At 60.0% G+C, this 26893-nt stretch carries 24 protein-coding genes and 1 pseudogene; 16 read left to right on the top strand and 9 right to left on the bottom strand.

Features of this window, described 5'->3' with window-relative positions; all coding sequences use genetic code 11:
- Positions 1-96: 96 nt before the first annotated feature.
- From KL786_RS07630 to KL786_RS07615, 4 genes are all read right to left on the bottom strand, one after another.
- Positions 97-2148, bottom strand: a complete 2052-nt coding sequence (locus KL786_RS07630) for a putative bifunctional diguanylate cyclase/phosphodiesterase (RefSeq protein WP_032862546.1) — start codon at positions 2146-2148, stop codon at positions 97-99.
- Positions 2149-2785: 637 nt separating this feature from the next.
- On the bottom strand, positions 2786-3382 hold the full coding sequence (locus KL786_RS07625) for a superoxide dismutase (protein WP_032862548.1): 597 nt from the start codon (positions 3380-3382) through the stop codon (positions 2786-2788).
- 178 nt (positions 3383-3560) lie between these two features.
- On the bottom strand, positions 3561-4160 hold the full coding sequence (locus KL786_RS07620; RefSeq protein WP_032862549.1) for a LysE/ArgO family amino acid transporter: 600 nt from the start codon (positions 4158-4160) through the stop codon (positions 3561-3563).
- Between the two features lie 5 nt (positions 4161-4165).
- Positions 4166-4564 (bottom strand): ACT domain-containing protein, encoded by a 399-nt coding sequence (locus KL786_RS07615; protein ID WP_215517217.1) that lies wholly within the window; start codon positions 4562-4564, stop codon positions 4166-4168.
- Positions 4565-4666: 102 nt separating this feature from the next.
- Between KL786_RS07615 and KL786_RS07610 the strand changes: the two genes are divergently transcribed.
- From KL786_RS07610 to KL786_RS07570, 9 genes are all read left to right on the top strand, one after another.
- Positions 4667-5557 (top strand): LysR family transcriptional regulator ArgP, encoded by an 891-nt coding sequence (locus KL786_RS07610; protein ID WP_215517216.1) that lies wholly within the window; start codon positions 4667-4669, stop codon positions 5555-5557.
- Positions 5558-5660: 103 nt separating this feature from the next.
- Positions 5661-6659: an NAD-dependent epimerase/dehydratase family protein gene (locus tag KL786_RS07605; RefSeq protein ID WP_215517215.1), complete on the top strand. Its 999-nt coding sequence runs from the start codon at positions 5661-5663 to the stop codon at positions 6657-6659.
- A 112-nt stretch (positions 6660-6771) separates the two neighbouring features.
- Positions 6772-7614, top strand: coding sequence for an ATPase (locus tag KL786_RS07600; RefSeq protein ID WP_215517214.1), 843 nt, complete (start codon positions 6772-6774; stop codon positions 7612-7614).
- Positions 7615-7755: 141 nt separating this feature from the next.
- Positions 7756-9015, top strand: coding sequence for a D-mannose isomerase (locus KL786_RS07595; RefSeq protein ID WP_215517213.1), 1260 nt, complete (start codon positions 7756-7758; stop codon positions 9013-9015).
- 106 nt (positions 9016-9121) lie between these two features.
- The gene (locus KL786_RS07590; protein ID WP_215517212.1) at positions 9122-10408 is read left to right on the top strand and encodes an ABC transporter substrate-binding protein; all 1287 of its coding nucleotides are present in this window, start codon (positions 9122-9124) and stop codon (positions 10406-10408) included.
- Between the two features lie 168 nt (positions 10409-10576).
- Positions 10577-11485 carry a carbohydrate ABC transporter permease gene (locus tag KL786_RS07585; protein ID WP_029296391.1) on the top strand — a complete coding sequence of 303 codons (909 nt, stop codon included), beginning with the start codon at positions 10577-10579 and terminating at the stop codon, positions 11483-11485.
- Positions 11478-12320 carry a carbohydrate ABC transporter permease gene (locus KL786_RS07580; RefSeq protein WP_215517211.1) on the top strand — a complete coding sequence of 281 codons (843 nt, stop codon included), beginning with the start codon at positions 11478-11480 and terminating at the stop codon, positions 12318-12320. Before KL786_RS07585 ends, KL786_RS07580 begins: the two co-directional genes overlap by 8 nt.
- A 2-nt stretch (positions 12321-12322) precedes the next feature.
- A complete protein-coding gene (locus KL786_RS07575; RefSeq protein WP_032862556.1) occupies positions 12323-13480 on the top strand; it encodes an ABC transporter ATP-binding protein in 1158 nt (385 codons plus the stop codon).
- Between the two features lie 192 nt (positions 13481-13672).
- Positions 13673-15019, top strand: coding sequence for a carbohydrate porin (locus KL786_RS07570; RefSeq protein WP_032862557.1), 1347 nt, complete (start codon positions 13673-13675; stop codon positions 15017-15019).
- 85 nt (positions 15020-15104) lie between these two features.
- Here KL786_RS07570 and KL786_RS29485 read toward each other — a convergent pair.
- Positions 15105-15215 (bottom strand): annotated as a pseudogene (locus KL786_RS29485) (outer membrane lipoprotein carrier protein LolA); the annotation flags it as partial.
- Between the two features lie 33 nt (positions 15216-15248).
- Here KL786_RS29485 and KL786_RS07565 point away from each other — a divergent pair.
- Positions 15249-16094: a D-hexose-6-phosphate mutarotase gene (locus KL786_RS07565; RefSeq protein ID WP_032862559.1), complete on the top strand. Its 846-nt coding sequence runs from the start codon at positions 15249-15251 to the stop codon at positions 16092-16094.
- 103 nt (positions 16095-16197) lie between these two features.
- Here KL786_RS07565 and KL786_RS07560 read toward each other — a convergent pair whose 3' ends face one another.
- Positions 16198-17058, bottom strand: coding sequence for a MurR/RpiR family transcriptional regulator (locus KL786_RS07560; RefSeq protein WP_169851198.1), 861 nt, complete (start codon positions 17056-17058; stop codon positions 16198-16200).
- A 219-nt stretch (positions 17059-17277) separates the two neighbouring features.
- Between KL786_RS07560 and zwf the strand changes: the two genes are divergently transcribed.
- From zwf to KL786_RS07545, 3 genes are read left to right on the top strand one after another with little or no spacing between them, the layout of a single operon-like run.
- Positions 17278-18744, top strand: a complete 1467-nt coding sequence (zwf, locus tag KL786_RS07555; protein WP_215517210.1) for a glucose-6-phosphate dehydrogenase — start codon at positions 17278-17280, stop codon at positions 18742-18744.
- On the top strand, positions 18731-19444 hold the full coding sequence (pgl, locus tag KL786_RS07550) for a 6-phosphogluconolactonase (RefSeq protein WP_215517209.1): 714 nt from the start codon (positions 18731-18733) through the stop codon (positions 19442-19444). The genes zwf and pgl overlap by 14 nt, the downstream gene beginning before the upstream one ends.
- Positions 19445-19461: 17 nt before the next feature.
- The gene (locus KL786_RS07545) at positions 19462-20127 is read left to right on the top strand and encodes a bifunctional 4-hydroxy-2-oxoglutarate aldolase/2-dehydro-3-deoxy-phosphogluconate aldolase (protein WP_065944024.1); all 666 of its coding nucleotides are present in this window, start codon (positions 19462-19464) and stop codon (positions 20125-20127) included.
- Positions 20128-20459: 332 nt separating this feature from the next.
- On the opposite strand, the gene KL786_RS07540 is transcribed toward KL786_RS07545, so the two are convergent.
- A complete protein-coding gene (locus tag KL786_RS07540) occupies positions 20460-20696 on the bottom strand; it encodes a DUF3820 family protein (protein ID WP_003213031.1) in 237 nt (78 codons plus the stop codon).
- A 206-nt stretch (positions 20697-20902) separates the two neighbouring features.
- Here KL786_RS07540 and KL786_RS07535 point away from each other — a divergent pair, with 206 nt between their 5' ends.
- Positions 20903-21370, top strand: coding sequence for a ferritin-like domain-containing protein (locus KL786_RS07535; protein WP_032862564.1), 468 nt, complete (start codon positions 20903-20905; stop codon positions 21368-21370).
- A 67-nt stretch (positions 21371-21437) separates the two neighbouring features.
- Here KL786_RS07535 and KL786_RS07530 read toward each other — a convergent pair whose 3' ends face one another.
- Together KL786_RS07530 and KL786_RS07525 are read right to left on the bottom strand one after the other, a co-directional pair.
- Positions 21438-21908 (bottom strand): MaoC family dehydratase, encoded by a 471-nt coding sequence (locus KL786_RS07530; RefSeq protein ID WP_032862565.1) that lies wholly within the window; start codon positions 21906-21908, stop codon positions 21438-21440.
- A gap of 68 nt (positions 21909-21976) precedes the next feature.
- Positions 21977-22921 (bottom strand): alpha/beta hydrolase, encoded by a 945-nt coding sequence (locus KL786_RS07525; protein ID WP_215517208.1) that lies wholly within the window; start codon positions 22919-22921, stop codon positions 21977-21979.
- Positions 22922-23131: 210 nt separating this feature from the next.
- Here KL786_RS07525 and fadD2 point away from each other — a divergent pair, with 210 nt between their 5' ends.
- Positions 23132-24820, top strand: coding sequence for a long-chain-fatty-acid--CoA ligase FadD2 (gene fadD2, locus KL786_RS07520; RefSeq protein WP_215517207.1), 1689 nt, complete (start codon positions 23132-23134; stop codon positions 24818-24820).
- Positions 24821-25200: 380 nt separating this feature from the next.
- Positions 25201-26892, top strand: a complete 1692-nt coding sequence (gene fadD1 / locus KL786_RS07515) for a long-chain-fatty-acid--CoA ligase FadD1 (protein ID WP_032862568.1) — start codon at positions 25201-25203, stop codon at positions 26890-26892.
- The last annotated feature ends 1 nt before the right edge of the window (position 26893 follow it).

Raw genomic sequence — 26893 nt, 5'->3', positions numbered from 1 at the left:
GAAAGATTTGCATTTTCTGTAAAGAGTTAACGCAGTAAAAATTTAACATTCCACTGCCAGCCACCCAAGACAGTGCCTCGGGTGGCCATCATGGCTTTACAGGATCGCGGCGTTATTGCGCTCGGCTTGCTTGAGGTAGGCCACCAATTCCCGGGCCGGCAGGGGTTTGCTGTAGTGATAGCCCTGGCCTTCGTGGCAGCCTTCGTTGATGACGTAGGCTTCCTGCTCGGGAGTTTCCACGCCTTCGGCGATGACCTGCATGCCCAGGCTTTTGCCCAGTTGGATGATCGCCCGCACGATGGTGGCATCGTCATCGTCATCCAGCAGGTCCTGGACGAAGCTCTTGTCGATCTTGATTTTGTCCAGGGGCAGGCTTTTCAGGTAACTGAGGGAGGAATAGCCGGTACCGAAGTCGTCGATGGCAATCAGCGCGCCGGAGCGGCGCAGGCTCAGCAAGTGCTGGGCGGCGGTGCTGATGTCGTCCATCAGGCCGGTTTCGGTGACTTCCAGCTCCAGGCTGCGCGGGGGCAGGCGATAGATCTGCAGCAGGTTATTGACCACCCGTGGCAGCTCGGCGTGGTGCAGTTGCACCGTGGACAGGTTGACCGCCATGCGCAACTCGGTGAACCCCAGGTCATGCCATTCGCGCAGTTGCCGGCAGGCCTGGTCCAGCACCCATTCGCCAATGGCAATGATGGTGCCGTTCTGTTCCGCCAGTGGGATAAACAGGTCGGGTGGCACCAGGCCGTGTTCCGGGTGTTGCCAGCGAATCAGCGCCTCGACGCCGACCACGCGATGATCGACGTAGCTGATCTGCGGTTGGTACACCAAGTGAAACTGGTCTCGGCCCAAGGCCTCGCGCAAGTCTTTCTCCAGTTCGCGACGACGACGCATCTCGCTGTCGACACTGGCGATATAGAACTGGTAGCGATTGCGCGAGCGGCTCTTGGCCAGGGTCATGGTCTGCTCGGCCTTTTGCAGCAGCTTTTCGGTGCTGTCACCGTCCTCGGGGAACAAGGTGATGCCGATGGTGGCGCGCAGGCGGATCTGTTCGTGATCGAGGGCGAATTCGGCTTCCAGGTCATCGAGGATGCTTTGTGCCAGTTCGGCGGCTTCGTAGGGTTGCTCGATATCGGCCTGCACCAGGGCAAACTGGTCGCCACCCAGGCGGGCGAGGGCGCCGAGCCGACCACTGTGGGCCCGCAGGCGGTCGGCCAGGGCTAGCAGCAATTGGTCGCCGGCCTGGTAGGTGTACTGCTCGTTGACGCTCTTGAAGTCATCCAGCCCCACGCATAACACGGCGACCCGGCGTTGCCGGCGCCCGGCGTCGATCAGGATCTTGTCCAACTGTTCTTGCAGTTTCTGGCGGTTGGGCAGACCCGTGAGAAAGTCGTACTGGGCCATGCGTTGCAGGCTGTTTTCCGCCTCGTGACGCAGGTGGGTATTGCGCTCGATCGACGCCAGCAACTGGTTGGCGGTGTTGATCCACAGCCCCAGTTCATTCTTTTCGTGGCCCTTGAGCTGCGGGATCTTGTGCTCGCTGGGCCGGTCGGGGTTGATCGAGCTCAGGTGGCCGATGATCCGCGACAGTGGCTTGGTCAGCAGCCAGTGATAGACCAGGTACAGCACCAGCCCCATGGCCAGGGCGCGTAGCACCCCGGAGATGAAGATGATCACCGAATTGACGATAAAACCCTGGCCATAGGTGGCGGTGTCGAGGGTGATGCTCAGGTCACCGTAATACTCACTGTAGGGCCCGCGCCCCACCAGTGGGATGCTGAAGGTGCGTTCCTGGCCAAGAATCACGTCCGTCAGCCAGCGGCTGGGGGAGTGCTGCAGGTCCCGGCTCTTTTCGGCGAGCATGGGCTCGTTGGGATGGCCAATGGAGGCCATGCGCACCGCATCATCCTGGAACAGGCCTTCTATCACCTGCATGCCCATCTCACGGTCCAGGCTGTAGACGGCCTGGGTCGAGGGATCGCGAAACATGTCGAGGATGCGCTGGGCATCGCCTGCCACGGCCTGGCGCGTCTTGTAGGCATCAAAGACGATCTGCGCCACGCTCAGGGCAACGCCCACTATCAGTGCCGACAACAGCACCACCCGGAGCAACTTCACTGACAAGCTGTTTTTGAGTTCCAGCTTCAAAGGGTCATTCCTTGTTCCTTGCGGGTAGCCTCAATATGCCATGAGTATTGGCAATCCCGTGGTGGCAGTCAAAGGAACATTGAAGTGTCAGGTGCTTTGGTATTTTTTGACAGGCACTGCGTAGAGGTTGGCGTGGCCTGGAAGGGGCAAGGAGCGATTGTTGCTTTGAACGCTTTTTTGAGTAGGAGGCGGATTGCATCCGCCATCCTCTAACGCCCTTTGGCTTGCGCCGTAGGGCGTGTGTTTTTCGCACCAAGGATGCAAAGCCGGTAGGCGCCAGGCTTTACTTACACACCGATTTTCGCTGGGTTGTTTTCTCCAGCCATCTCCAGCATCGACGACAGGTCTTGCCCCTGCTCTTGCTCCAGATTCTGTGATGCACCGTTCATCCCCTCGCTCGCTCCTTTCGAAGCTCCACCCATGAATCCGCCTATTAGTTGGCCTACCATTTGCCCTGCCATTTCTCCTATGCCACCCATAGTGAGTTCTCCAATATTTAATGAAAGGGACATTCCTCTCGCTTAATAAGTGGCAACTTCCTGCTGTTGAGTTCCACTAATCGTCGTGCGTTTTTCCGGCGGTTAACGGGCATAAAAAAGCCCGGCAATCGCCGGGCTCTTTGTACTGCAAGGGTCACTTACGCAGTGAAGGTCTTGCCTTCGAACTGCTCGGCAACGAACTTCCAGTTGACCAGGTTCCAGAACGCTTCCACATACTTTGGACGCACGTTGCGGTAGTCGATGTAGTAGGCGTGTTCCCAGACGTCGCAGGTCAGCAGCGGGGTGTCGCCGCTGGTCAGCGGGTTGCCGGCGCCGATGGTGCTGGCCAGGGCCAGGGAACCGTCAGCCTTTTTCACCAGCCAGCCCCAACCGGAACCGAAGGTGCCGACGGATGTCTTGGTGAACTCTTCCTTGAACTTGTCGAACGAACCGAACGCGGTGTTGATCGCCTCGGCCAGAGCACCAGTTGGTTGACCGCCGGCGTTTGGCGCCAGGCAGTTCCAGTAGAAGGTGTGGTTCCAGACCTGGGCGGCGTTGTTGAAGATGCCACCCGAAGAGGACTTGACGATCTCTTCCAGGGTCTTGCCTTCGAACTCGGTGCCAGGCACCAGGTTGTTCAGGTTCACGACATAGGTGTTGTGGTGCTTGTCGTGGTGGAACTCCAGGGTTTCCTTGGAGATGTGCGGCTGCAGGGCATCGTGTGCGTACGGCAGCGGCGGCAATTCGAAAGCCATGATAATTCTCCTAATCAGGTCAGTTGCGGTGAGCGCAAGGCCGATCACGGGCGGCCAAACAAGCGCCGGGGAGTTTGTACTCTTTGCGGCGCAGGGTCTGGATCATAGCACCGGGGGTGCGGCAAAACCACGCAACAACTGTGTGGAATAGAGGTTCCAGAGCGTTTTGGAATAATCCTCAGGTGCTGATCAATTGATAGGCCACGCTGAACATCATCACCGCCACCAGCAGGTCCAGCAGGCGCCAGGTTGCCGGGCGCGCCAACCACGGGGCCAGCCATGCGGCGCCGAGGGCCAGGGCCGAAAACCACAGGAACGAAGCGCTGGCGGCGCCTGCCACATAGGCGCCCGGTTCGGTTTGCTGGGCGCCGAGGGAGCCGATCAGCAAAACGGTGTCCAGGTACACGTGCGGGTTGAGCAAGGTCACGGCCAGGGCACTGAGCATCACCGCGCGCAATGAGCGCACCTTGTGGCCTTCGCCTTGGCCCAGGCTTTGTTTCGAACAGGCGCGGCGCAGGGCCAGGGCGCCGTACCACAGCAGGAATGCCGCACCGCCCCAGCGTGCAACTGCCAGCAACAACGGGTTATGCGCCAGGACCGTCGCCAGGCCAAACACCCCGGCGGCCACCAGCAGTGCATCACACACCACGCACAAGGCCGCCACGGGCAGGTGATGTTCGCGACGCAGGCTCTGGGCCAGGACAAACGCGTTTTGTGTACCGATGGCCATGATCAGCCCCAAGGCGACCAGCAGGCCGTTCACATAGCTTTGCCACATAGGATTTACTCCGCGTTCGCTGCCAGTTGTTGCAACACAGCCATCGCCCGCTCGGCATCCTCGCGGCCGACAAACAGGTGATCGTGGTAAAAGCCGGCGATCACATTGCAACTGATCCCGGCACGCCCCAGGGCGCTGGCGAAGGCGGCAGTCAGGCCGACGGCTTCCAGGGCCGAATGCACGTTCAAGGTGATCCACGCCGCCACGTACTCGAAGGCAAGGCCGGCCAGCTCGGCCTGTTGGCGCTCGACAATCACCGTCAACCCTTCCTGCTCGCGAAAGCTGCCGATCACCTCGCAGTCGGGCAGGCGGTTGTCGGCCAGGGTGCAGAACACATAGTCGCCTGCGTTGAGTTGTGGGCTCATGCTGCGCAGCAGGGTTGCCAGGGCGGTTTCGCCAGCCATTGGGAGATCCTTGAAAGAAGATAGACACGGGATGCTGGTCATTCTCCGGTCTGGCGCTGTATAAGAAAAACCAATATTGCTCATCGCTCATTAGGAAAACTGATGTTCGACTATAAATTGCTTTCGGCCCTGGCGGCGGTGGTGGAACAGGCCGGCTTCGAGCGCGGCGCCCAGGTACTCGGGGTGTCGCAATCGGCGATCTCCCAGCGCATCAAATTGCTTGAAGCGCGCATCGGCCAGCCGGTACTGGTGCGAGCGAGCCCGCCAACACCCACGGAAATCGGCCGGCGCCTGCTCAACCATGTGCAGCAGGTGCGTCTACTGGAGCGCGACCTGCAAAGCCAGGTGCCGGCGCTGGATGAAGAGGGCATGCCCGAGCGCCTGCGCATAGCCCTCAACGCCGACAGCCTGGCGACCTGGTGGGCCCAGGCGGTGGGCGACTTTTGCGCCGAGCAGCATGTGCTGCTGGACCTGGTGGTGGAGGACCAGACCGTCGGCCTTAAACGCATGCGCGCCGGCGAAGTGGCGGCCTGCGTCTGCGCCAGCGAGCGCCCGGTAGCCGGTGCCCGCAGCCTGCTGTTGGGAGCCATGCGCTATCGGGCGCTGGCCAGCCCGGCGTTTATCGCCCGGCACTTTCCCGGCGGAGTGCGAGCGGAGCAATTGGCGCGCACCCCGGCGCTGGTGTTTGGCCCGGATGATTTTTTGCAACATCGCTACCTGGCATCGCTGGGTGTGGACGGCGGTTTCGAGCACCATTTATGCCCGTCCTCCGAAGGCTTTATCCGCCTGACCGAGGCCGGCCTGGGCTGGGGGCTGGTGCCGGAGTTGCAGGTGCGTGACCAGTTGCAGCGAGGCGTGCTGGTGGAGCTACTGCCAGATAAACCCATCGATGTGCCGTTGTACTGGCATCATTGGCGCAGTGGTGGGCAATTGCTTGGCTTGTTGACCGAGCATCTGGCACGGGCGACTGGCCAATTGTTGGTGCCGCATTAGCAATGCCAAGCGTCAAGCTACCAGCTGCAAGTTAGCGCTTGCGGATCGAATTTAACTTGCAGCTTGTAGCTTGACGCTTGGAGCTGCATCCGAAGGAGGCACCATGAAAGTTCTGGTCACCGGCGCAAGCGGCTTCATCGGCGGGCGCTTTGCGCGTTTTGCCTTGGAGCAGGGCCTGGACGTGCGGGTCAACGGGCGACGGGCCGAAGGTGTCGAGCATCTGGTACGGCGCGGCGCCGAGTTTATCCAGGGTGATTTGAATGATGCGGATCTGGTACGCGACCTGTGCCGCGATGTCGAGGCCGTGGTCCATTGTGCCGGCGCCGTGGGCGTGTGGGGGCGTTATCAGGATTTCTATCAGGGCAATGTGCAGGTCACTGAAAACGTGGTCGAAGCCTGCCTGAAACAACGGGTCGGGCGCCTGGTGCACCTGTCGTCGCCCTCGATCTATTTTGATGGCCGCGATCACCTGGGGCTGACTGAAGAGCAAGTGCCCAAACGCTTTAAACACCCCTATGCGGCCACCAAGTACCTGGCCGAGCAAAAAGTCTTTGGCGCCCAGGAATTCGGTCTTGAAGTGCTGGCCCTGCGCCCGCGCTTTGTCACCGGTGCCGGCGATATGAGCATCTTCCCGCGCCTGTTGAAAATGCAGCGCAAGAACCGCCTGGCCATCGTCGGCGACGGCCTGAACAAGGTCGACTTCACCAGTGTGCACAACCTCAACGAGGCCCTGCTCAGCAGCCTGCTGGCCACCGGCTCGGCGCTGGGCAAAGCCTACAACATCAGTAATGGTGCGCCGGTGCCGGTGTGGGACGTGGTCAACTATGTGATGCGCCAGATGGAAATGCCCCAGGTCACCCGTTACCGCTCATACGGTTTGTCCTACAGCGTCGCGGCGCTCAATGAAGCCTTTTGTGCGATGTGGCCGGGGCGCCCGGAACCTTCCCTGTCACGCCTGGGGATGCAGGTGATGAACAAGGATTTCAGCCTCGATATCAGCCGGGCGCGGCACTACCTCGACTATCAGCCCAAGGTCAGCCTGTGGACTGCCCTCGATGAGTTTTGTCACTGGTGGAAAGTGCAGGAACCGGGGTCCAGGTAGAGCCGGCAACACCGGGAAGCGATTTTTCGGTTGCAGCTCGACCAAGGTGACGGGTCAGGGGTTTATACTCGCGCCGCTTGTTTTTTTTGTGGGGTTATTTCAAGGTTGATTCATGCGTAACGATACTAAAGACGACTTCGACAATGTGCCGAGCCTGCGTGCCGACGTTGGCGACGACGATGATTTTGTGCCAACGGCTGCCACGTCCATGCGTTCGCGCCCGGCCCCGGTGGTCAAGGTCAAGAGCGCCAGCACCGGGCCGTTGTGGGCCCTGGTCGGCGCGCTGCTGTTCGCCTTTGCAGGCCTGGCGTGGTGGAGCTTCCAGCAGATTTCCCTGATGGGGCAGCAACTGGTGGCGACCCAGGAGAGCTTTGCACGCATCAGCGAAGAGGCCGCTGGTCGTTTGCAGGATATTTCCGGCAAGGTGGTGGCCAGCGAAGCCAGCGTCAATACCGGCAGTGAAGCGCTGAAGCTGCAGATCAAGCAGTTGGAAAGCCAATTGCTGGAACAGGGCAAGCAGCAGTTGGGCGTGGCGGGCCAGGCCACTGACCTGGACCAGCGCCTGGCGCAGATGAGTGCCAGCACCACGGAACTGACCACCGCCAATACCCAGTTGCAGGCCCAGGTGCAAACCCTGGCGAGCGAACTGACGGCCCTCAAGGCTGCGCAGGTTGAAGCGGGTAAGTTGAATGCCGAAGTCAAGGAGTTGACCACGGATGTGGCGGCCTTGAAGAAGCAGGGCAATCCGGCCACGGCCATTGCCCGCCTGGAACAGGACCTGTTGGTGATCAAGAGCGAACTGGACAATCGTGCGGCCACTGAAGGGCCGTCGAATAAAGAGTTCGACGTGTTCCGCATCCAGACCACCCGCAACATCACCACCTTGCAGACCCAGATGCAGAACCTGCAACGGGAAATGAGCGCACCGGCCAAGGTCACGCCCTTGGGCCAGTAACCCCATTATTTTTGTAGGCGCCGGCTTGCCGGCGCCTACAAATGTCACTGTTTGGTGACATTCCCCATCTCTTTCGTTACATGCCCCTTCTCGGCCCTTGTTTAGACTGCGGTCATCCCACAAAAACAAAAAGGGCTACCCATGACCATCCAACCACTGCCTGCCAGCAGTTGGCTGAACGCACCAGCCCATCACGCCTGGCTTGCCGCCGAAGGCCAGCGCCTGCTGGCGTTTGCCAAGGCTTCCCGGCTGCCTGACGGCTTCGGCAACCTTGACGACCAGGGCCGCCTGCCCATCGATGCGCGTGCCGAAACCATGAACACCGCCCGAATGACCCACAGCTTCGCCATGGCCCACGCCCAGGGGCTGCCGGGGTATGCCGAGCTTGTGGAACACGGGGTTGCCAGCCTCGGCGGCCCGTTGCGTGATGCCGTGCATGGCGGCTGGTTTGCCGTTTCCGGTGCAGCAGATGGCAATACGGGCAAGGCCGCCTACCTGCACGCCTTTGTCGCCCTGGCCGCCAGTTCTGCGGTGGTGGCCGGTGCTCCCGGGGCGCAAGCCTTGCTGGCGGATGCCATCCACATCATCAACCAGCATTTCTGGTGCGAGGAGGAGGGCGCCATGCTCGAATCCTTCGCCCAGGACTGGAGCGGCGAGGAAGCCTATCGCGGCGCCAACAGCAACATGCACGCCACCGAAGCCTTCCTTGCCCTGGCTGATGTTACCGGCGATAGCCTGTGGCTGGGCCGGGCGTTGCGCATCGTTGAGCGAGTGATCCACCAGCACGCTGGCGCCAATGAATTTATGGTGATCGAGCATTTCGACCGCTACTGGCAGCCCCTGCACCGTTACAACGAAGACAACCCGGCCGATGGCTTTCGCCCCTACGGCATCACCCCCGGCCATGGGTTCGAATGGGCACGCTTGGTGTTGCACCTTGAAGCTGCGCGCGAGCAGGCGGGGCTGGTCACGCCAGGCTGGCTGCTGGACGCTGCCAAAGGCCTGTTCGCCAGTGCCTGCGAACATGGCTGGTCGGTGGATGGTGCCCCAGGCCTGGTCTACACCCTGGACTGGCACTCTCGCCCAGTGGTGCGCGAGCGCCTGCATTGGACCCACGCCGAAGCCAGCGCGGCTGCCCAGGCGTTGCTCAAACGCACGGGCGAGTGGCATTACGAGGTTTGGTACCGGCGGTTCTGGGAGTTCTGTGAAACCCGGTTTATCGACCGTGTCCATGGCAGTTGGCATCACGAACTCGATCCGCAAAACGTGCCCGCCAGCAAGATCTGGGGCGGCAAGCCGGACCTGTACCATGCCTGGCAGGCGGTGTTGCTGCCTGGGCTACCGTTATCGCCAAGCATGGCCAGTGCGCTGGGGGCCGGTTGTTATGTCACCAAGTGGTGACATTTGCCCGTCCCTTTGTTACGTGCCTGGCAAAAAACCCTGTTTAGAATCCTATGCAGCGCAAGCGCCAGACTTGCATGCATAACAACAAGAAAAAGGTACTCAGATGAACGCGATTAATCGCCTCGCCGTTGCTATTTCCATTGCCTCGTTGTTTCCCCTCAGTGCTTTTGCCGCCGACTCGAAAGGGACGGTTGAAGTTGTGCATTGGTGGACCTCGGGCGGTGAGAAGGCGGCGGTGGATGTCCTGAAGGCCCAAGTTGAGAAAGACGGCTTCACCTGGAAAGACGGGGCTGTTGCAGGTGGTGGCGGCGCCACCGCGATGACCGTGCTGAAAAGCCGCGCGGTCGCCGGCAACCCGCCAGGCGTTGCCCAGATCAAGGGCCCGGACATCCAGGAATGGGCGTCCACCGGGCTGCTCGATACCGACGTCCTCAAGGACGTGGCCAAGACCGAGAAGTGGGATGGCCTGCTCGACAAAAAAGTCTCCGATACCGTGAAGTACGACGGTGATTACGTGGCCGTGCCGGTGAATATCCACCGCGTCAACTGGCTGTGGATCAACCCGCAAGTCTTCAAGAAAGCCGGCATCACCAAAAACCCTACGACCCTCGAAGAATTCTACGCCGCCGGCGACAAGCTCAAGGCCGCAGGCTTCATCCCGCTCGCCCACGGTGGCCAGCCTTGGCAGGACAGCACGGTGTTCGAAGCCGTGGTGCTGTCGGTCATGGGTGTCGATGGCTACAAGAAAGCCCTGGTCGATCTCGACAACGCAGCCCTGACCGGCCCGGACATGGTCAAGTCGCTGACTGAACTGAAGAAAGTCGCGACCTATATGGATGCCGACGGTAAGGGCCAGGACTGGAACCTGGAAGCCGCCAAGGTCATCAACGGCAAGGCCGGCATGCAGATCATGGGTGACTGGGCCAAGAGCGAGTGGACTGCCGCCAACAAGGTCGCCGGCAAGGATTACGAGTGCGTAGCCTTCCCTGGCACCGAAAAGGCCTTCACCTACAACATCGACTCCCTGGCGGTGTTCAAGCAGAAAGATGCCGGCACCTCGGCCGGTCAGCAGGACATTGCCAAAGTGGTGCTGGGCGAGAACTTCCAGAAGGTCTTCAGCATCAACAAAGGCTCGATCCCGGTGCGCAACGACATGCTCAGCGATATGGGCAAGTACGGCTTCGACGCCTGTGCCCAGACCGCTGCCAAGGACTTCCTGGCGGATGCCAAGTCCGGCGGCTTGCAGCCAAGCATGGCGCACAACATGGCGACTACCCTGGCGGTACAGGGCGCGTTCTTTGATGTGGTGACCAACTTCATCAACGACCCGAAAGCCGACCCGGCCGACACCGCCAAGAAGCTTGGCGCAGCGGTCAAGTCTGCCAAATAACCCTTGGAAGGCTGGGCTTGAGTGTGGGAGCGGGCTTGCCCGCGATGCAGGCGCCTCGGTGTATCAATGACACCCAGGTGATGCCATCGCAGGCAAGCCAGCTCCCACCTAAAGCCGGCCCCCACACGGTTATCCACTAGCCCCTTACTCCTTGCCCTGGATTTTCCCATGAGTTCTGTTGCTGTGTTCAGCAAGGCCTCGCCGTTCGATGCATTGCAGCGCTGGCTACCTAAACTGGTGCTGGCGCCGAGCATGTTCATCGTCCTGGTGGGCTTCTATGGCTACATCCTGTGGACGTTCGTACTGTCGTTCACCAACTCCACCTTCCTGCCGACCTACAAGTGGGTAGGCCTGGCGCAATATGCGCGTTTGTTCGACAACGATCGCTGGTGGGTGGCGAGCAAAAACCTGGCGCTGTTTGGCGGCATGTTTATCGGCATCACCCTGGTGATCGGCGTGCTGCTGGCGGTATTTCTCGACCAGCGCATCCGCCGCGAAGGCTTCATTCGCACTATTTACCTGTACCCGATGGCGCTCTCGATGATCGTCACCGGTACCGCCTGGAAATGGCTGCTCAACCCCGGCATGGGCCTGGACAAACTGCTGCGCGACTGGGGCTGGGAAGGCTTTCGCCTGGACTGGCTGATCGACCCGGACCGCGTGGTGTATTGCCTGGTGATCGCGGCGGTATGGCAAGCCTCGGGCTTTATCATGGCAATGTTCCTCGCCGGCTTGCGTGGGGTTGACCAATCGATCATCCGTGCCGCGCAGATCGACGGCGCGAGCCTGCCGCGCATCTACTGGAGCGTGGTGCTGCCCAGCCTGCGTCCGGTGTTCTTCAGTGCGGTGATGATCCTTGCGCACATCGCGATCAAGAGCTTCGACCTGGTGGCCGCGATGACGGCCGGTGGCCCAGGTTATTCGTCCGACCTGCCGGCGATGTTCATGTATTCCTTCACCTTCAGCCGTGGCCAGATGGGCATGGGCTCGGCCAGTGCGATCCTGATGCTCGGTGCGATCCTCGCGATCATTGTGCCTTACCTGTACTCCGAGCTGAGGACCAAGCGCCATGACTAGTCTCGCCAAACCTTCCATCAGCTTCAGCCGTGTCGCGATCCATGCGGTGCTGATCCTGGCCGTGGTGCTGTACCTGGTGCCGCTGGTGGTCATGCTGCTGACCAGTTTCAAGACCCCGGAAGACATCAGCACCGGCAACCTGCTGAGCTGGCCGACGGTGATTACCGGTATCGGCTGGGTCAAGGCCTGGGCCACGGTGAACGGTTACTTCTGGAACTCGTTCCTGATCACCGTCCCGGCGGTGTTGATCTCCACCATCATCGGTGCATTGAACGGCTACGTGCTGGCGATGTGGCGTTTTCGTGGCTCGCAGCTGTTCTTCGGCCTGTTGCTGTTCGGCTGCTTCCTGCCGTTCCAGACCGTTTTGCTGCCAGCCTCGTTCACCCTCGGCAAGATGGGCCTGGCCAGCACCACCACCGGCTTGGTGTTTGTGCATGTGGTCTACGGCCTGGCGTTTACCACGCTGTTCTTCCGTAACTACTACGTGAGCATTCCGGATGCGCTGGTCAAGGCGGCACGCCTGGATGGCGCAGGATTTTTCACAATTTTTCGTCGGATCATTCTGCCGATGTCGACTCCGATCATCATGGTCTGCCTGATCTGGCAGTTTACCCAGATCTGGAACGACTTCCTGTTTGGCGTGGTGTTCTCCAGTGGTGATTCGCAGCCGATCACGGTGGCGCTGAACAACCTGGTCAACACCAGCACCGGGGCCAAGGAATATAACGTTGATATGGCGGCGGCGATGATCGCCGGGCTGCCGACCCTGCTGGTCTATGTGGTCGCAGGCAAGTATTTCGTGCGCGGTCTCACGGCCGGCGCGGTCAAGGGGTAATCATGGCTACGCTCGAACTTCGCAACGTAAACAAGACCTATGGTGCCGGCCTGCCGGACACCCTGAAGAACATCGAACTGTCGATCAAGGACGGCGAATTCCTGATCCTCGTCGGGCCCTCGGGCTGCGGTAAATCCACCCTGATGAACTGCATCGCCGGCCTGGAAAACATCAGCGGTGGCGCGATCATGATCGGTGACCAGGACGTCAGCGGCATGAGCCCCAAGGACCGGGACATCGCCATGGTGTTTCAGTCCTATGCGCTGTACCCAACCATGAGCGTGCGCGAGAACATCGAATTCGGCCTGAAAATCCGCAAGATGAGCCAGCCGGCCATCGATGAGGAAGTGGCGCGGGTGGCCAAGCTGCTGCAGATCGAGCACCTGCTCAATCGCAAGCCAGGCCAGCTCTCGGGCGGCCAGCAACAACGCGTGGCCATGGGCCGTGCCTTGGCGCGGCGGCCGAAGATCTACCTGTTCGACGAACCGCTGTCCAACCTCGATGCCAAGCTGCGCGTCGAGATGCGCACCGAAATGAAACTGATGCACCAGCGCCTGAAAACCACCACGGTCTACGTGACCCACGACCAGATCGAAGCCATGACCCTGGGCGACAAAGTGGCGGTGATGAAGGACGGCATCATCCAGCAATTCGGCACGCCGAAAGAGATCTACAACGATCCGGCCAACCTGTTTGTCGCCAGCTTCATTGGCTCGCCGCCGATGAACTTTATCCCCCTGCGTTTGCAGCGCAAGGAAGGCCGCCTGCTGGCCCTGCTCGACAGCGGCCAGGCGCGTTGCGAGTTGCCGCTGGGCATGAGCGATGCCGGCCTTGAAGAGCGTGACGTGATCCTCGGCCTGCGCCCGGAACAGATTGTTCTGGCTGCCGGTGAAGGCAATGGGTTGCCGAGCATTCGCGCCGAGGTCCAGGTCACTGAGCCCACCGGTCCGGACACCCTGGTGTTCGTCCAGCTCAATGACACCAAGGTCTGCTGCCGCCTGGCGCCGGATGTGGCACCGCAAGTGGGCGAGAGCCTGACCTTGCAGTTCGATCCGGCCAAGGTGCTGCTGTTCGACGCCAAGACGGGCGAGCGCCTGGGCACTGCCGCCTCGCAACCGCTGCAACACGCCGACAACGTCACCCAATTCAAGGGTCGCTGAAGATCAATCACTGTAGGAGCGAGCTTGCTCGCGAAAAACTTGAGATCGCCGCGTTCATCCAAGATGCCCGCGTCAGCGTTAACGATCTTCGCGAGCAAGCTCGCTCCTACAGGGATGCTTGTTTCAAATAAAAATAGATGTAAACCGCGTTAGATAAAAACAGTTAATAACAATAAAGACGAGGATGTAGGGATGAAAAAGCAACACAACAACACCCGGCTGATCTGCCAACTGTCAGCGGCAGCAGCCCTGGTCTTGTCTGCCAATGCGATGGCGGACGATGCCTTCAGTGCCGACTCCAAGTGGATGACCGGCGATTGGGGCGGTGAGCGTACCAAGCTGATCGAGCAAGGTATCGACATCAAGGCTGACTACGTTGGGGAGGCGGGCTACAACGCGCGCGGCGGCTACAACGATGACAAAACCGGGCGTTACGCTGACCAGTTCGGACTTGGGGTCGCGCTGGACCTGCAAAAACTCTGGGGCTGGGACAACACCCAGGCCAAGATCCAGATGACCAGCCGTAATGGCCGCAACATCTCCAATGACCGTATTGGCGATCCGCGTGCCGGCACCTTGAGTTCCTCGCAAGAAGTGTATGGCCGTGGCCACATGGTGCGTCTGACCCAGTTCTGGATCCAGCACCAGATGTTCGACAAAAAACTGGACGTGAAGCTCGGTTACTTCGGTGAAGGCGAAGACTTCAACACCTTCCCGTGCGAGTTCCAGAACCTGTCGTTCTGCGGCTCCCAGGTCGGTAACTACGTCAACACCTGGTACAACTGGCCGGTCAGCCAGGCCGCTATCCGCGTGAAGTACCACATCACTCCCGAGCTGTATGCGCAGATCGGTGCGTACAACCAGAACCCATCGCAGCTGGAGCACGGCAACGGCTTCAAACTCAGCGGCAGTGGCACCAAAGGCACCGTGATCCCGGTGGAGTTGGTCTGGTCGCCGAAGGTCAATAACCTGCCGGGCGAATACCGTGTGGGTTACTACAAGAGCGCCGCGGATGCGCCTGATGTGCGTGAGGACGTCAACGGTAATGATGCCGCCACCACTGGCGCTGACTACCGCACCCGCAGCAGCAAGAAAGGCTACTGGTTCGTTGCGCAACAGCAACTCACCACCCATAACGGCGACGCGTCTCGTGGTCTGAATATCGCGGCCAACGCCACGTTCCACGACAAAGAAACCAACACCGTCGATAACTACCAGTCGATCATGCTGGTGTACAAAGGCCCATTCGACGCGCGTCCAAAAGATGACGTGGGTATCGGCGCCGCGCGTCTGCACGTCAACGAAGACGTGAAGAAAAACGCCGAGCTGCGCAACATTTCCAACGGTGTGAGCGACTACGACAACGCGCGGTTCTCGCCTCTGCGCGAAACCGAGTACAACTTCGAAATCAACTACGGCTTCCACGTCACCAACTGGCTGACCGTGCGTCCCAACCTGCAATACGTTGTCCAACCGGGCGGCGTGGATAAAGTCGATAACGCGCTGGTGGCCGGCCTGAAAATTCAGTCGGTGTTCTAACGCTGTTGCGATAAGCTCCTTCTCTCTGTGCGCATTTGCGGGTAGCCATGGCTATCCGCTTTTTTTTGCGAAGGGCGAACAGCCCTGTAGGCGCGAGCTTGCTCGCGAAAAACTTGAGAGCGCCGCGTTCATCCAAGATGCCCGCGTCAGCGTTAACGATCTTCGCGAGCAAGCTCGCTCCTACAGGTATGTACACATTTGCGCGACATGATTATCAGGACCGTGGCACATGCATGAGCAACCGCTGCAACGCTTTTTCAAATCCCTGCGCGAGCAACCGGTGTTTGCCTGGGAGCGCTTTCAGATGCGCGACGTGTTGGTGATCGACCACCCGTTGTGCCAGGCGGTGTTCAGCCGTCAGGGCGCACAGTTGCTGCATTTCCAGCCCACAGGCCAGAAACCCTGGCTGTGGTGCGCGGCCAAGTGGCCGCAAGTCGGGGCGATTCGCGGTGGCGTGCCGGTGTGCTGGCCGTGGTATGGCCGTCATCCCAGCGAAAATGCCTGGCCGTCCCACGGTTGGGCGCGGCTGATCGACTGGAAACTGCTCGACAGCAGCAGCGATGACGACGGCGTGCGCCTGCACTGGCAACTGCAACTGTGCGACTGGCAGGTCGACCTGCACGCGCACCTGGGCGAAAGCCTGGAACTGCGCCTGAGCACCGAGCATCAGGATGAGCTGCCGTGCCAATTGAGCCACGCTTTGCACGCTTACTGGCGTATTGGTCATGTTGATGAGATAGCGCTGTCTGGGCTAGATGGGGCGCAGGGTTACGACCAGTTGAGCCGTCAGGCCTGCCAGCAAGAAGGTGAGTTGCGCGTTGATGGCGGCTGCCAGCGGGTGTTCCAGCATGAGGGCGAATTGCAGATCAAGGACCATGCGTGGCAGCGCGAGTTGTGCATCGATACCGGCGACAGTGCCAACACCGTGGTCTGGCATCCGGGCAGCCGGCCGCTGCTGGGGGTGAGTTTTAACGAGGCGTCGGGGTTTGTGTGTGTGGAGTCGGCGATGGCCGGGGCCAGCCTGGCGCCGGGGGAGAGGGCGCATTTGAGTTTGCAGGCCAGGGCTGGGGTTTAGTGGTGTTGCTGATGCCCTTTTCGCGAGCAAGCCCGCTCCCACATTTTTGATTTGTGAACACATTCGAATGTGGGAGCGGGCTCTGCTGGAGGAGATTCCAGCTTTAGTTGAACTCATCCCCCACCGGATACCGGCTGTCATTCAGGCTCTCCTTGATCTTGCGCAAATGCGGCTGGAAATCCACGCCGCGGCGCAAGGTCATACCAGTGGCCAGCACATCCAGCACCGTCAACTGAATGATCCGCGAGGTCATCGGCATATAGATGTCGGTGTCTTCCGGCAACGGAATATTCAGGCTGACCGTACTGGCCTTGGCCAGGGGCGAATTCTCGGCGGTCACGCCCAGCACCGAGGCGCCGTTTTCCCGGGCGATGCGCGCCACTTCCACCAGCTCGCGGGTACGGCCGGTGTAGGAAATGATCACAAACAGCTCGCCGGTATGCGCCACCGAAGCAATCATCCGCTGCATCAGCACATCGGCATGGGCGGTGACCGACAGGTTGAAGCGGAAAAACTTGTGCAGGGCATCCATGGCCACCGGTGCCGAGGCGCCCAGGCCGAAAAAGTGGATCTGCCGCGCCTGGATCAACAGGTCCACGGCCTTGCTGATCAGGTTGGGGTCCAGGGCCTGGCAGGCGCTGTCCAATGAGGCGATGGCGCTGCCAAAGATCTTCTGGGTGTAGGCCTCGGGGTTATCATCGGCTTCCACGGCGCGGCTGACATAGGCGGCGCCACTGGCCAGGCTTTGCGCCAATTGCAATTTCAGTTCAGGGTAACCACTGACACCGAACGAGCGGCAAAAGCGGTTGACCGTCGGTTCACTGACCGAAGCGGCTTGGGCGAGGGCAGCGATCGAGAAGCGGGTCGCCTGCTGCGGATTGAGCAGGATGACCTCGGCGACTTTTTTCTCGGCCTTGTTCAATTCTTCGAGGCGGTTCCGGATCTGTTCCAGAAGATTTCGCACGCGGTCCATTCAGTCTTTCCTTCGGGCGACGATGCAAATAAGGGCCTGTAATAGGTCGCAGAGCGACCCTTGGCGGTGGCCTATCCTACTGAGGGTAGTTGAACACCACCACTCGCAATGCGTATTTCGGTAAAATGTTGTGGTTATTACTACATTTTCCCTTGAGTGATGCCTTGAAAAAAGGTATTTGTAGCTTAACTTGATAAAAGAACAAACATCATGCCTTCGATAACCGTAGAACCCTGCACCTTTGCCCTGTTTGGCGCCTTGGGTGATCTGGCGCTGCGCAAGTTATTTCCTGCCCTCTATCAACTCGATGGCGCCGGGCTCCTGCACGCCGACACGCGCATCCTGGGCCTGGCCCGTGAGGCCGGTTCCGAGCAGCAGCACCTGGACCACATCGAGCACGAACTGCGCAAATACGTCGGCCTGGAGCTGGACGAAGCCGTGGCCGCGCGCTTCCTGGCGCGCCTGTCCTATGTACACGTCGACTTCATGAAGGCCGATGACTACGTGGCCCTGGCAGACAAGGCCGGTACCGAACAACGCCTGATCGCCTACTTCGCCACCCCGGCGGCGGTGTATGGCGCGATCTGCGAGAACCTGTCCAAGGTCGGCCTGGCGGAAAATACCCGGGTCGTCCTGGAAAAGCCCATCGGCTCGGACCTGGAGTCCTCGCGCAAGGTCAACGACGCCGTCGCGCAGTTTTTCCCGGAAAACCGCACCTACCGCATCGACCACTACCTGGGCAAAGAGACGGTCCAGAACCTGATCGCCCTGCGTTTTGCCAACAGCCTGTTTGAAACCCAGTGGAACCAGAACTACATCTCCCACGTGGAAATCACCGTGGCCGAGCAGGTTGGTATCGAGGGGCGCTGGGGCTATTTCGACAAGGCCGGGCAACTGCGCGACATGATCCAGAATCACCTGCTGCAGCTGCTGTGCCTGATCGCCATGGACCCGCCGGCCGACCTGTCCGCCGACAGCATCCGCGACGAGAAGGTCAAGGTGCTCAAGGCCCTGGCGCCGATTAGCCCGGAAGGCCTGACGACCCAAGTGGTGCGTGGCCAGTACATCGCCGGCTACAGCGCTGGCAAGCCGGTGCCGGGTTACCTGGAAGAAGAGAACTCCAATACCCAGAGCGATACCGAGACCTTTGTTGCCTTGCGTGCCGATATCCGCAACTGGCGTTGGGCCGGGGTGCCGTTCTACCTGCGCACCGGCAAGCGCATGCCGCAAAAACTGTCGCAGATTGTGATCCACTTCAAGGAACCGTCCCACTACATCTTCGCCCCCGAGCAGCGCCTGCAGATCAGTAACAAATTGATCATCCGCCTGCAGCCGGACGAAGGTATTTCCTTGCGTGTGATGACCAAGGAGCAGGGCCTGGATAAAGGCATGCAACTGCGCAGTGGGCCACTGCAACTGAATTTTTCCGACACCTACCGTAGCGCACGGATTCCCGATGCCTACGAGCGGTTGCTGTTGGAAGTGATGCGCGGCAATCAGAACCTGTTTGTCCGTAAAGATGAAATCGAAGCCGCATGGAAATGGTGTGACCAGTTGATCGCCGGGTGGAAGAAGTCCGGTGATGCACCCAAGCCGTACGCGGCGGGTTCCTGGGGGCCGATGAGCTCCATTGCACTGATCACGCGGGATGGGAGGTCGTGGTATGGCGATATCTGATTTGAAACTGCCGCAGGGCGTAACACCCCATGAGTACCGCACACCGGTACTGCTGGCCGAAGGCTTGGCCAATGACGTGGCCGAACAACTGCGCGCGGCCATCAGTGCCCGTGGCGAGGCGACGCTGGTGGTGTCCGGTGGCCGTAGCCCGGTGGCGTTTTTCCAGAACCTGGCACGACAGGGCCTGGACTGGTCCAAGGTCACCATCACCCTGGCCGACGAGCGCTGGGTGCCGGTGGAGCATGCCGACAGCAACGCTGGCCTGTTGAAGAAATATCTGCTGCAAGGCCCGGCGGCCAAGGCCCGGTTCTTGAGCCTCTACAGTGCCGCCGCGAACCTGGACGCTGCTGCCGAACAGGCCGATCGCCTGCTGGCTGAACTGCCGGCGATCGATGTGCTGGTGCTGGGCATGGGCGATGACGGGCATACCGCCTCGCTGTTCCCCAACAGCCCGAACCTGGCCGACGCCCTGAAACCGGATGGCACCCGCCGTTGCTGGCCGATGCTGGCGCCCAGCGTGCCCCATCAGCGCCTGACCATGAGTCGCGCCTTGCTGGCCACTGCCAACTACACCGTGTTGTCGATTGCCGGCGATTCGAAACTCAACACCCTGAGCGAAGCGCTGGCCAGTGACGATGTCGCCGGCATGCCGATTCGCGCGTTTTTGCAACCCACTCTAGAGATTTACTGGTGCCCATGAGCCAAGGATCAGCCGCTATGAAAAGCCCTCACCCGACCGTGTCCATGGCGGATAAAGTTGCCCTGATCGACAGCCTCTGCGCCAAGGCGCGGATCCTGCCGGTGATCACCATTGCCCGCGAGCAGGACATTCTGCCCCTGGCCGATGCCCTCGCGGCAGGTGGCTTGACCGCGCTGGAAGTGACCCTGCGTTCGCAGTTCGGTCTCAAGGCCATCCAGGTCCTGCGTGAGCAGCGCCCGGAGTTGGTCACCGGTGCGGGCACGGTGCTCGATCGCACGATGCTGGCGGCTGCCGAAGCGGCGGGCTCGCAATTTATCGTCACCCCAGGCATTACCCGCGACCTGCTCCAAGCCAGTGTCGACAGCCCGATCCCGCTGCTGCCCGGCATCAGCAATGCTTCCGGCATCATGGAAGGCTATGGCCTGGGTTATCGCCGCTTCAAGCTGTTCCCGGCGGAAGTCAGCGGCGGTGTAGCGGCGATCAAGGCCCTGGGCGGCCCGTTTGGCGAAGTGAAATTCTGCCCGACTGGCGGCGTTGGCCCGGCCAACATCAAGCACTACATGGCGTTGAAAAACGTGATGTGCGTGGGCGGTAGCTGGATGCTTGATCCGGAGTGGATCAAGAACGGCGACTGGGCCCGCATCCAGGAAGTCACCGCCCAGGCGCTGGCACTGCTGGACTGATTGGATTTACCGAATCGTTGTTGCTGTGCTTCACGGCATTTTTGCGGTGCACTTGGTCGGTGCGCCGCTTTTTTTTGCCTACAGAAAAGCGGTAGATCACCGCAATCCAAATGTGGGAGCTGGCTTGCCTGCGATAGCAGTGGGTCAGCCAATACATTTTTCACTGATCCACCGCTATCGCAGGCAAGCCAGCTCCTACTGTTTAATCGGCGTTCAGCTTGGTAATCGCGTTGACCAGCACACCAATGTCCGCCGCCGAGGTCACCAACCCCGGCGTCACCCGTATGCAGGTACCAAACGCCGCCCCACTGCGCAGGGGGGGTCGGGCTCGATTAGTGGCGCGGGGCGGGTTTGCCGTGTTTGGCGCGCAGCGGTTCCAGCAGTTCGGACAGGCCGTTGTGGTCGATTTCCTGCATCAATGCCAGCAGGCCGCCCAACTCGCCGTGGGGGAAACCTTCACGGGCAAACCAGTTCAGGTAAGGGCCGGGCAGGTCGGCAATGATCCGGCCCTTGTATTTGCCGAACGGCATTTCGCGGGTGATCAGCAGTTCGAGTTTTTCAGGGTTCATACGGGCTTCAGGCACTCAGGAAGAAGCCTTGGAAAATACAGGCAATCTGCATGAAGGCCAAATGACAGATCATGCAAATAAAGCGGATACAGATTTTTTGGTTATTTATAACTTGCTGAAAAATAAAGATTAAATCTTTATTGAAGACCTGGCACGGGCGCTGCAACTACCTCAATACATTTCTAAACCCGTGAAGGAATTGAAAAATGACTGATATCAACAAAGAATCGATCTCTGTACTCAATGACCTGATCGAGACCAGTAAAGACGGCCAGGAAGGCTTCAAGACCTGCGCAGAAGATATCAAGCATCCAGAGCTCAAGGCGCTGTTCACCAAGCGTTCAGCTGACTGCGCCTCGGCGGCTGCCGAACTGCAGACGGCCGTGCGTGCCTTGGGTGGTGACCCGCAAGAGTCTGGCAGCGTGGCCGGTGCATTGCACCGTGGCTGGGTCGACGTGAAGTCGCTGGTGACTGGCAAAGATGAAGAAGCGGTGCTTAACGAGGCCGAGCGCGGTGAAGACCACGCCTTGAAGGCTTACAAAGAAGCCATCGAGAAAATCAACAAGCACAACCTGGTAGGTATTCGTGACCTGGTTGAGCGTCAGTACCATGGTGCGCAGCGCAACCATGACCAGGTGAAAGCCCTGCGTAACCAGGCTCGCGCCCAGTCCTGAGCCGCGCCGCAGTAACCAATGTGGGAGCGGGCAAGCCCGCTCCCACATTTGGATATCACATGACTGATCAGCCGATGCTGATGGCCGGCAACTCGGTCAAGGTCACCACCTGTTGCTTGCGTGGCGCCAGGATCTCCGCTTCGCCATCCACCACCAACTCATCGCGCTGGTTGAACACCTGGGTGGCAATCCGCACGCGGAACTTGGGCAGTTTTTCGAGAATTTCCAGACGTACGGTCAGGGTGTCGCCGATTTTCACGGGTTTCTGGAAGCTCATCTGCTGGCCGATATAGATGGTGCCCGGCCCAGGCAGCTCACAGGCGACTGCCGCGCTGATCAAGGCGCCGCTGAACATGCCATGGGCGATACGCTCCTTGAACATGGTCGCTTTGGCGAACTCGGCATCCAGGTGAACCGGGTTATGGTCGCCGGACATGGCTGCGAACAGCTGGATATCGCGCTCTTCCACGGTTTTGCTGTAGGTGGCTTTCTGGCCGACTTCGAGGGCTTCGTAAGGCGTGTTGGTAACCTGGGTCATCTAATCGTGCATCCTGTGGCTAATCGATAATCTTAATTCGTTGATTTTAAACGAAAATATATTTCTGTTCATTCGCAGCGCGCCGGTCGGCGATGGTTCACGGCCTGGGCTATCCACGCCAGTACATCGGCGGTGACCGCGTCGCGGTTGGTTTCATTGAAGAGTTCGTGGCGCGCTTGCGGGTAGATATTCAACTGCAGGTTCTGGCAGCCGGCATCGCGCAGGGCATTGGCCAGGCTGGTGAGACGCTTGCCCTCACTGACCGGATCACATTCGCCGCCCATCACCAGGATTGGCAGGCCTGGATCAATCTGTTTGAGATTGGACGCTTTGCTGATTTGCTGCAAGCCACCGAGCAGGTCGATCCATAGCTGGTTGGTGCAACGAAAGCCGCACAGGGGGTCGTTGATGTACTTGTCCACTTCGTCCGGGTCGCGGCTCAGCCAGTCGAATGCCGTACGGTTGGGTTTGAAAGCCTTGTTGAACGAGCCAAACGACAGGAACTCGATCAGCGCACTGCGCCCACGCAAGCCCTGGCGCAGTCGCTCGGCCCGGGCGATCAGGCGGGCAGCGCGGTACAGGGCTACCGGCTGGAAATTCGAGCCACTGAGAATCGCCCCGTGCAGGCTGGCGCTGTGATGCAGCAGATAAGCCTGGGCGATGTAACTGCCCATGCTATGGCCGAGCAAAATGATTGGCACGCCAGGCGCCTGCTGGCCGATGTGCTGGTTGAGCGCGGCCAGGTCGCCCACCACTTTGCTCCAGCCATCGCGCTCGGCAAACAGCCCCAGGGTGCCTTCATCGGCGGTACGGCCATGGCCGCGCAGGTCCAGGGCATATACGCCGTAGCCGGCATCACACAGGGCCTGGGCCAGGCGTGCATAGCGGCCGCTGTGCTCGGCCATGCCATGGGCCAGCATGATCAACGCCTTGGGTGGCTCGTCCGGAAGCCACTGGTTGACGTACAGGCGGCTGCGATCGTTCGCGCTCAGCCAGAAAGTGGTGTGGTTCATGGCGCTTCCTTTGCTCTGGGTCGTTGCAGTGTATAGCTCATCCGTGGGGTGGCGTCTGATCAGCCCTGGCCTCAGGGGCAAGATTCATACAATCAATGACACGTTTTTGTGTATTTGCCTGTTTGGCCATAACTGCTAACGTCCCCGAAGCTCCGCTTCCCATCAGCATTTGGAATGCGGTCGGGCACACTCAGGTAGAGGACAAGAATAATGCAACCTGATTTCTGGAATGACAAACGCGCAGCAGGCGTTCCCAACGAGCTTGACCTGTCGGCGTACAAGTCAGTGATCGAAGTCTTCGAGCGTTCCTGCAAGGCCTTTGCCGACCGTCCGGCATTCAGCAACATGGGGATCACCCTGACCTACGCGGACCTTGCGCGCCAGAGCGCGGCGTTCGCCGGCTACCTGCAACACCACACCGACCTCAAGCCGGGCGATCGTATTGCGGTGCAGATGCCCAACGTCCTGCATTACCCGATTGCCGTATTCGGCGCCTTGCGCGCCGGATTGATCGTGGTCAACACCAACCCGTTGTACACCCCGCGGGAAATGCGTCATCAATTCAAGGACGCGGGCATTCGTGCCCTGGTCTACCTCAACCTGTTCGGTTCCAGGGTCCAGGAAGTGACGGCCGACACCGAGATCGAATACCTGATCGAAGCGAAAATGGGCGATTTCATGCCCGCCGCCAAAGGCTGGCTGATCAACACCGTGGTCGACAAGGTGAAGAAGATGGTCCCGGCCTACAGCCTGCCCCGGGCGGTTTCGTTCAAGCGCGCCTTGCGCATGGGCGCAGGCCTGGCCGTAACGCGTCATCCGGTCACCCTGGATGACATCGCGGTGCTGCAATACACCGGTGGCACCACTGGCCTGGCCAAGGGCGCGATGCTGACCCACGGCAACCTGGTGGCGAACATGCAGCAGGTGCGGGCGTGCATGTCACAGCTGCGCGAAGACGGGCATCCGCTGGTCAAGGAAGGGCAGGAGGTGATGGTCGCGCCGCTGCCGCTGTATCACATCTATGCCTTCACCGCGAACTGCATGTGCATGATGGTCACCGGCAACCACAACGTGCTGATCACCAACCCGCGGGACATCGGCGGCTTTATCAAGGAGTTGAAAAAGTGGCGTTTTACCGGGCTGCTGGGGCTCAACACGCTGTTTGTCGCGCTGATGGAACACCCGGATTTCAAGACCCTGGATTTCTCCCACCTGAAAATCACCAACTCCGGCGGCACAGCCTTGGTCAAGGCCACTGCCGAGCGCTGGAAGCAGATCACCGGTTGTTCCATCGGCGAAGGCTACGGCCTGACGGAAACGTCGCCGGTGGCCAGCACCAACCCGTACGGCGATAAATCACGCCTGGGCACGGTGGGTATTCCGGTGCCGGGTACGGCGATGAAAGTCATCGATGACGCCGGCGTGGAGTTGCCGTTGGGCGAGCGCGGCGAGTTGTGTATCAAGGGCCCGCAGGTCATGAAGGGCTATTGGCAGCAACCGGCGGCCACTGCCGAGACCCTGGACGCCGAAGGCTGGCTCAAGACTGGCGATATTGCGGTGATCGACCCGGACGGTTTTGTGCGCATTGTCGACCGCAAGAAGGACTTGATCATCGTCTCGGGCTTCAATGTGTACCCCAACGAGATCGAAGACGTGGTGATGGCCCATCCGAACGTGGCCAACTGCGCGGTGATCGGCGTGCCGGACGAGCGTACTGGCGAAGCGGTGAAACTGTTCGTCGTGGCGCGTGCCCAAGGCGTCAGCCTTGAGGAGCTGAAGACCTACTGCAAGGCCAACTTCACCGGCTACAAGGTGCCCAAGCACATTGTGTTGCGGGACTCGTTGCCGATGACGCCGGTAGGCAAGATCCTGCGCCGGGAGCTGCGCGACATCGCCTGACCTGAACTGAAATGCGATTCAAATGTAGGAGCTGGCTTGCCTGCGATGGCGGTGTATCAGTCGAAGGATGTATCGACTGGCCCGCCGCCATCGCAGGCAAGCCAGCTCCCACATTTACGGTGTACACCCGCAAAATAGAGCTGTTTCAGAGGTTATAGAATTTTTGCTCTAAAAGTGACTACTGCATATTCTTGAGTCATGTTTATGACTGTAGGGCCCTCTTTTGGCTCTAGGCGGCCCTTTGCAAAGCTGCTACTCTCGGCGCGCTTTGTGACCTCTCGGCCTGCTTGAAACAGCCAGAATCACCTAAAAAAACACACACAAATAATAATCGCATCAAATGCGGTGAATGAATTCGCGTCGCTGAGGAGTGGGCTTCCATGATCGAAGACTTTTGGAAGGATAAGTACCCCGCCGGGATTGCTGCAGACATCAATCCAGACGAGTATCAAAATATTCAGGCGGTACTGAAACAGTCCTGCCAGCGCTTCGCCGACAAACCGGCTTTCAGCAACCTGGGCAAGACAATCACCTACGGTGAGTTGTACGAATTGTCCGGTGCTTTTGCCGCGTACCTGCAACAGCATACCGACTTGCAGCCCGGTGATCGAATCGCCGTGCAATTGCCCAACCTCCTGCAATACCCGGTCGCCGTGTTCGGGGCTATCCGTGCCGGCCTGATCGTGGTCAATACCAACCCGCTGTACACCGCGCGGGAAATGGAACACCAGTTCAACGACTCCGGGGCCAAAGCCCTGATCTGCCTGGCCAACATGGCGCACCTGGCAGAAAAAGTCGTACCCAAGACTGCCGTCAAGTACGTGATCGTCACCGAAGTGGCTGACCTGTTGCCGCCGCTCAAGCGGCTGCTGATCAACAGCGTCATCAAGTACGTGAAGAAAATGGTCCCGGCCTATCACTTGCCCCAGGCGATCAAGTTCAACGACGTCCTGGCCAAGGGCCATGGCCAGCCGGTCAACGAAGTCAGCCCCGCCAGCGAAGACGTGGCCGTGCTGCAATACACCGGCGGCACCACCGGCGTGGCCAAGGGCGCGATGCTGACCCATCGCAACCTGGTGGCCAACATGCTGCAGTGCAAGGCGCTGATGGGCTCCAACCTCAATGAAGGCTGCGAGATCCTGATCACACCGCTGCCGCTCTACCACATCTATGCCTTCACCTTTCATTGCATGGCGATGATGCTGATCGGCAACCACAACATCCTGATCAGCAACCCGCGCGACCTGCCGGCGATGGTCAAGGAGTTGTCGAAGTGGAAGTTCAGCGGCTTTGTCGGCCTGAACACCCTGTTCGTAGCCCTGTGCAACAACGAAGGCTTCCGCAAGCTGGATTTCTCGGCGCTCAAGGTCACCCTGTCGGGCGGCATGGCCCTGCAACTGGCGGCGGCCGAGCGTTGGAAGGCCGTGACCGGCTGCAATATCTGTGAAGGTTACGGCATGACCGAAACCAGCCCGGTGGCCACGGTCAACCCGATCCAGCATATCCAGATCGGCACCATCGGCATTCCGGTGCCCTCGACCCTGTGCAAAGTCATCTCCGACGAGGGTGTCGAGTTGCCCCTGGGCGAAATCGGCGAGCTGTGCGTCAAGGGCCCGCAAGTGATGAAAGGCTACTGGCAGCGCGAAGATGCCACGACCGAGATCCTCGACAGCGAAGGCTGGTTGAAGACCGGTGACATCGCGATCATCCAGCCAGACGGCTACATGCGCATCGTCGACCGCAAGAAGGACATGATTCTGGTCTCGGGCTTCAACGTCTACCCCAACGAGCTGGAAGACGTGCTGGCGGGCCTGCCAGGCGTGCTGCAATGCGCGGCCATTGGTGTGCCGGACGAGAAGTCGGGTGAGCACATCAAGCTGTTCATCGTGGTCAAGCCGGGTGCAACCCTGACCAAGGAGCAGGTGATGGAGCATATGCGCGCCAATGTCACCGGCTACAAAGTGCCAAAGGCTGTTGAATTCCGCGAAGCGCTGCCGACCACCAACGTGGGCAAGATCCTGCGTCGTGAGCTGCGTGACGAAGAGCTGAAGAAGCTGGGCCTGAAGAAGTAAC

This window comes from Pseudomonas sp. TAE6080 (assembly GCF_018732265.1).
GTDB lineage: Bacteria > Pseudomonadota > Gammaproteobacteria > Pseudomonadales > Pseudomonadaceae > Aquipseudomonas > Aquipseudomonas brenneri.
Note: the sequence above shows the minus strand (reverse complement) of the source record. Positions and strands in the feature narration are given on the sequence as shown.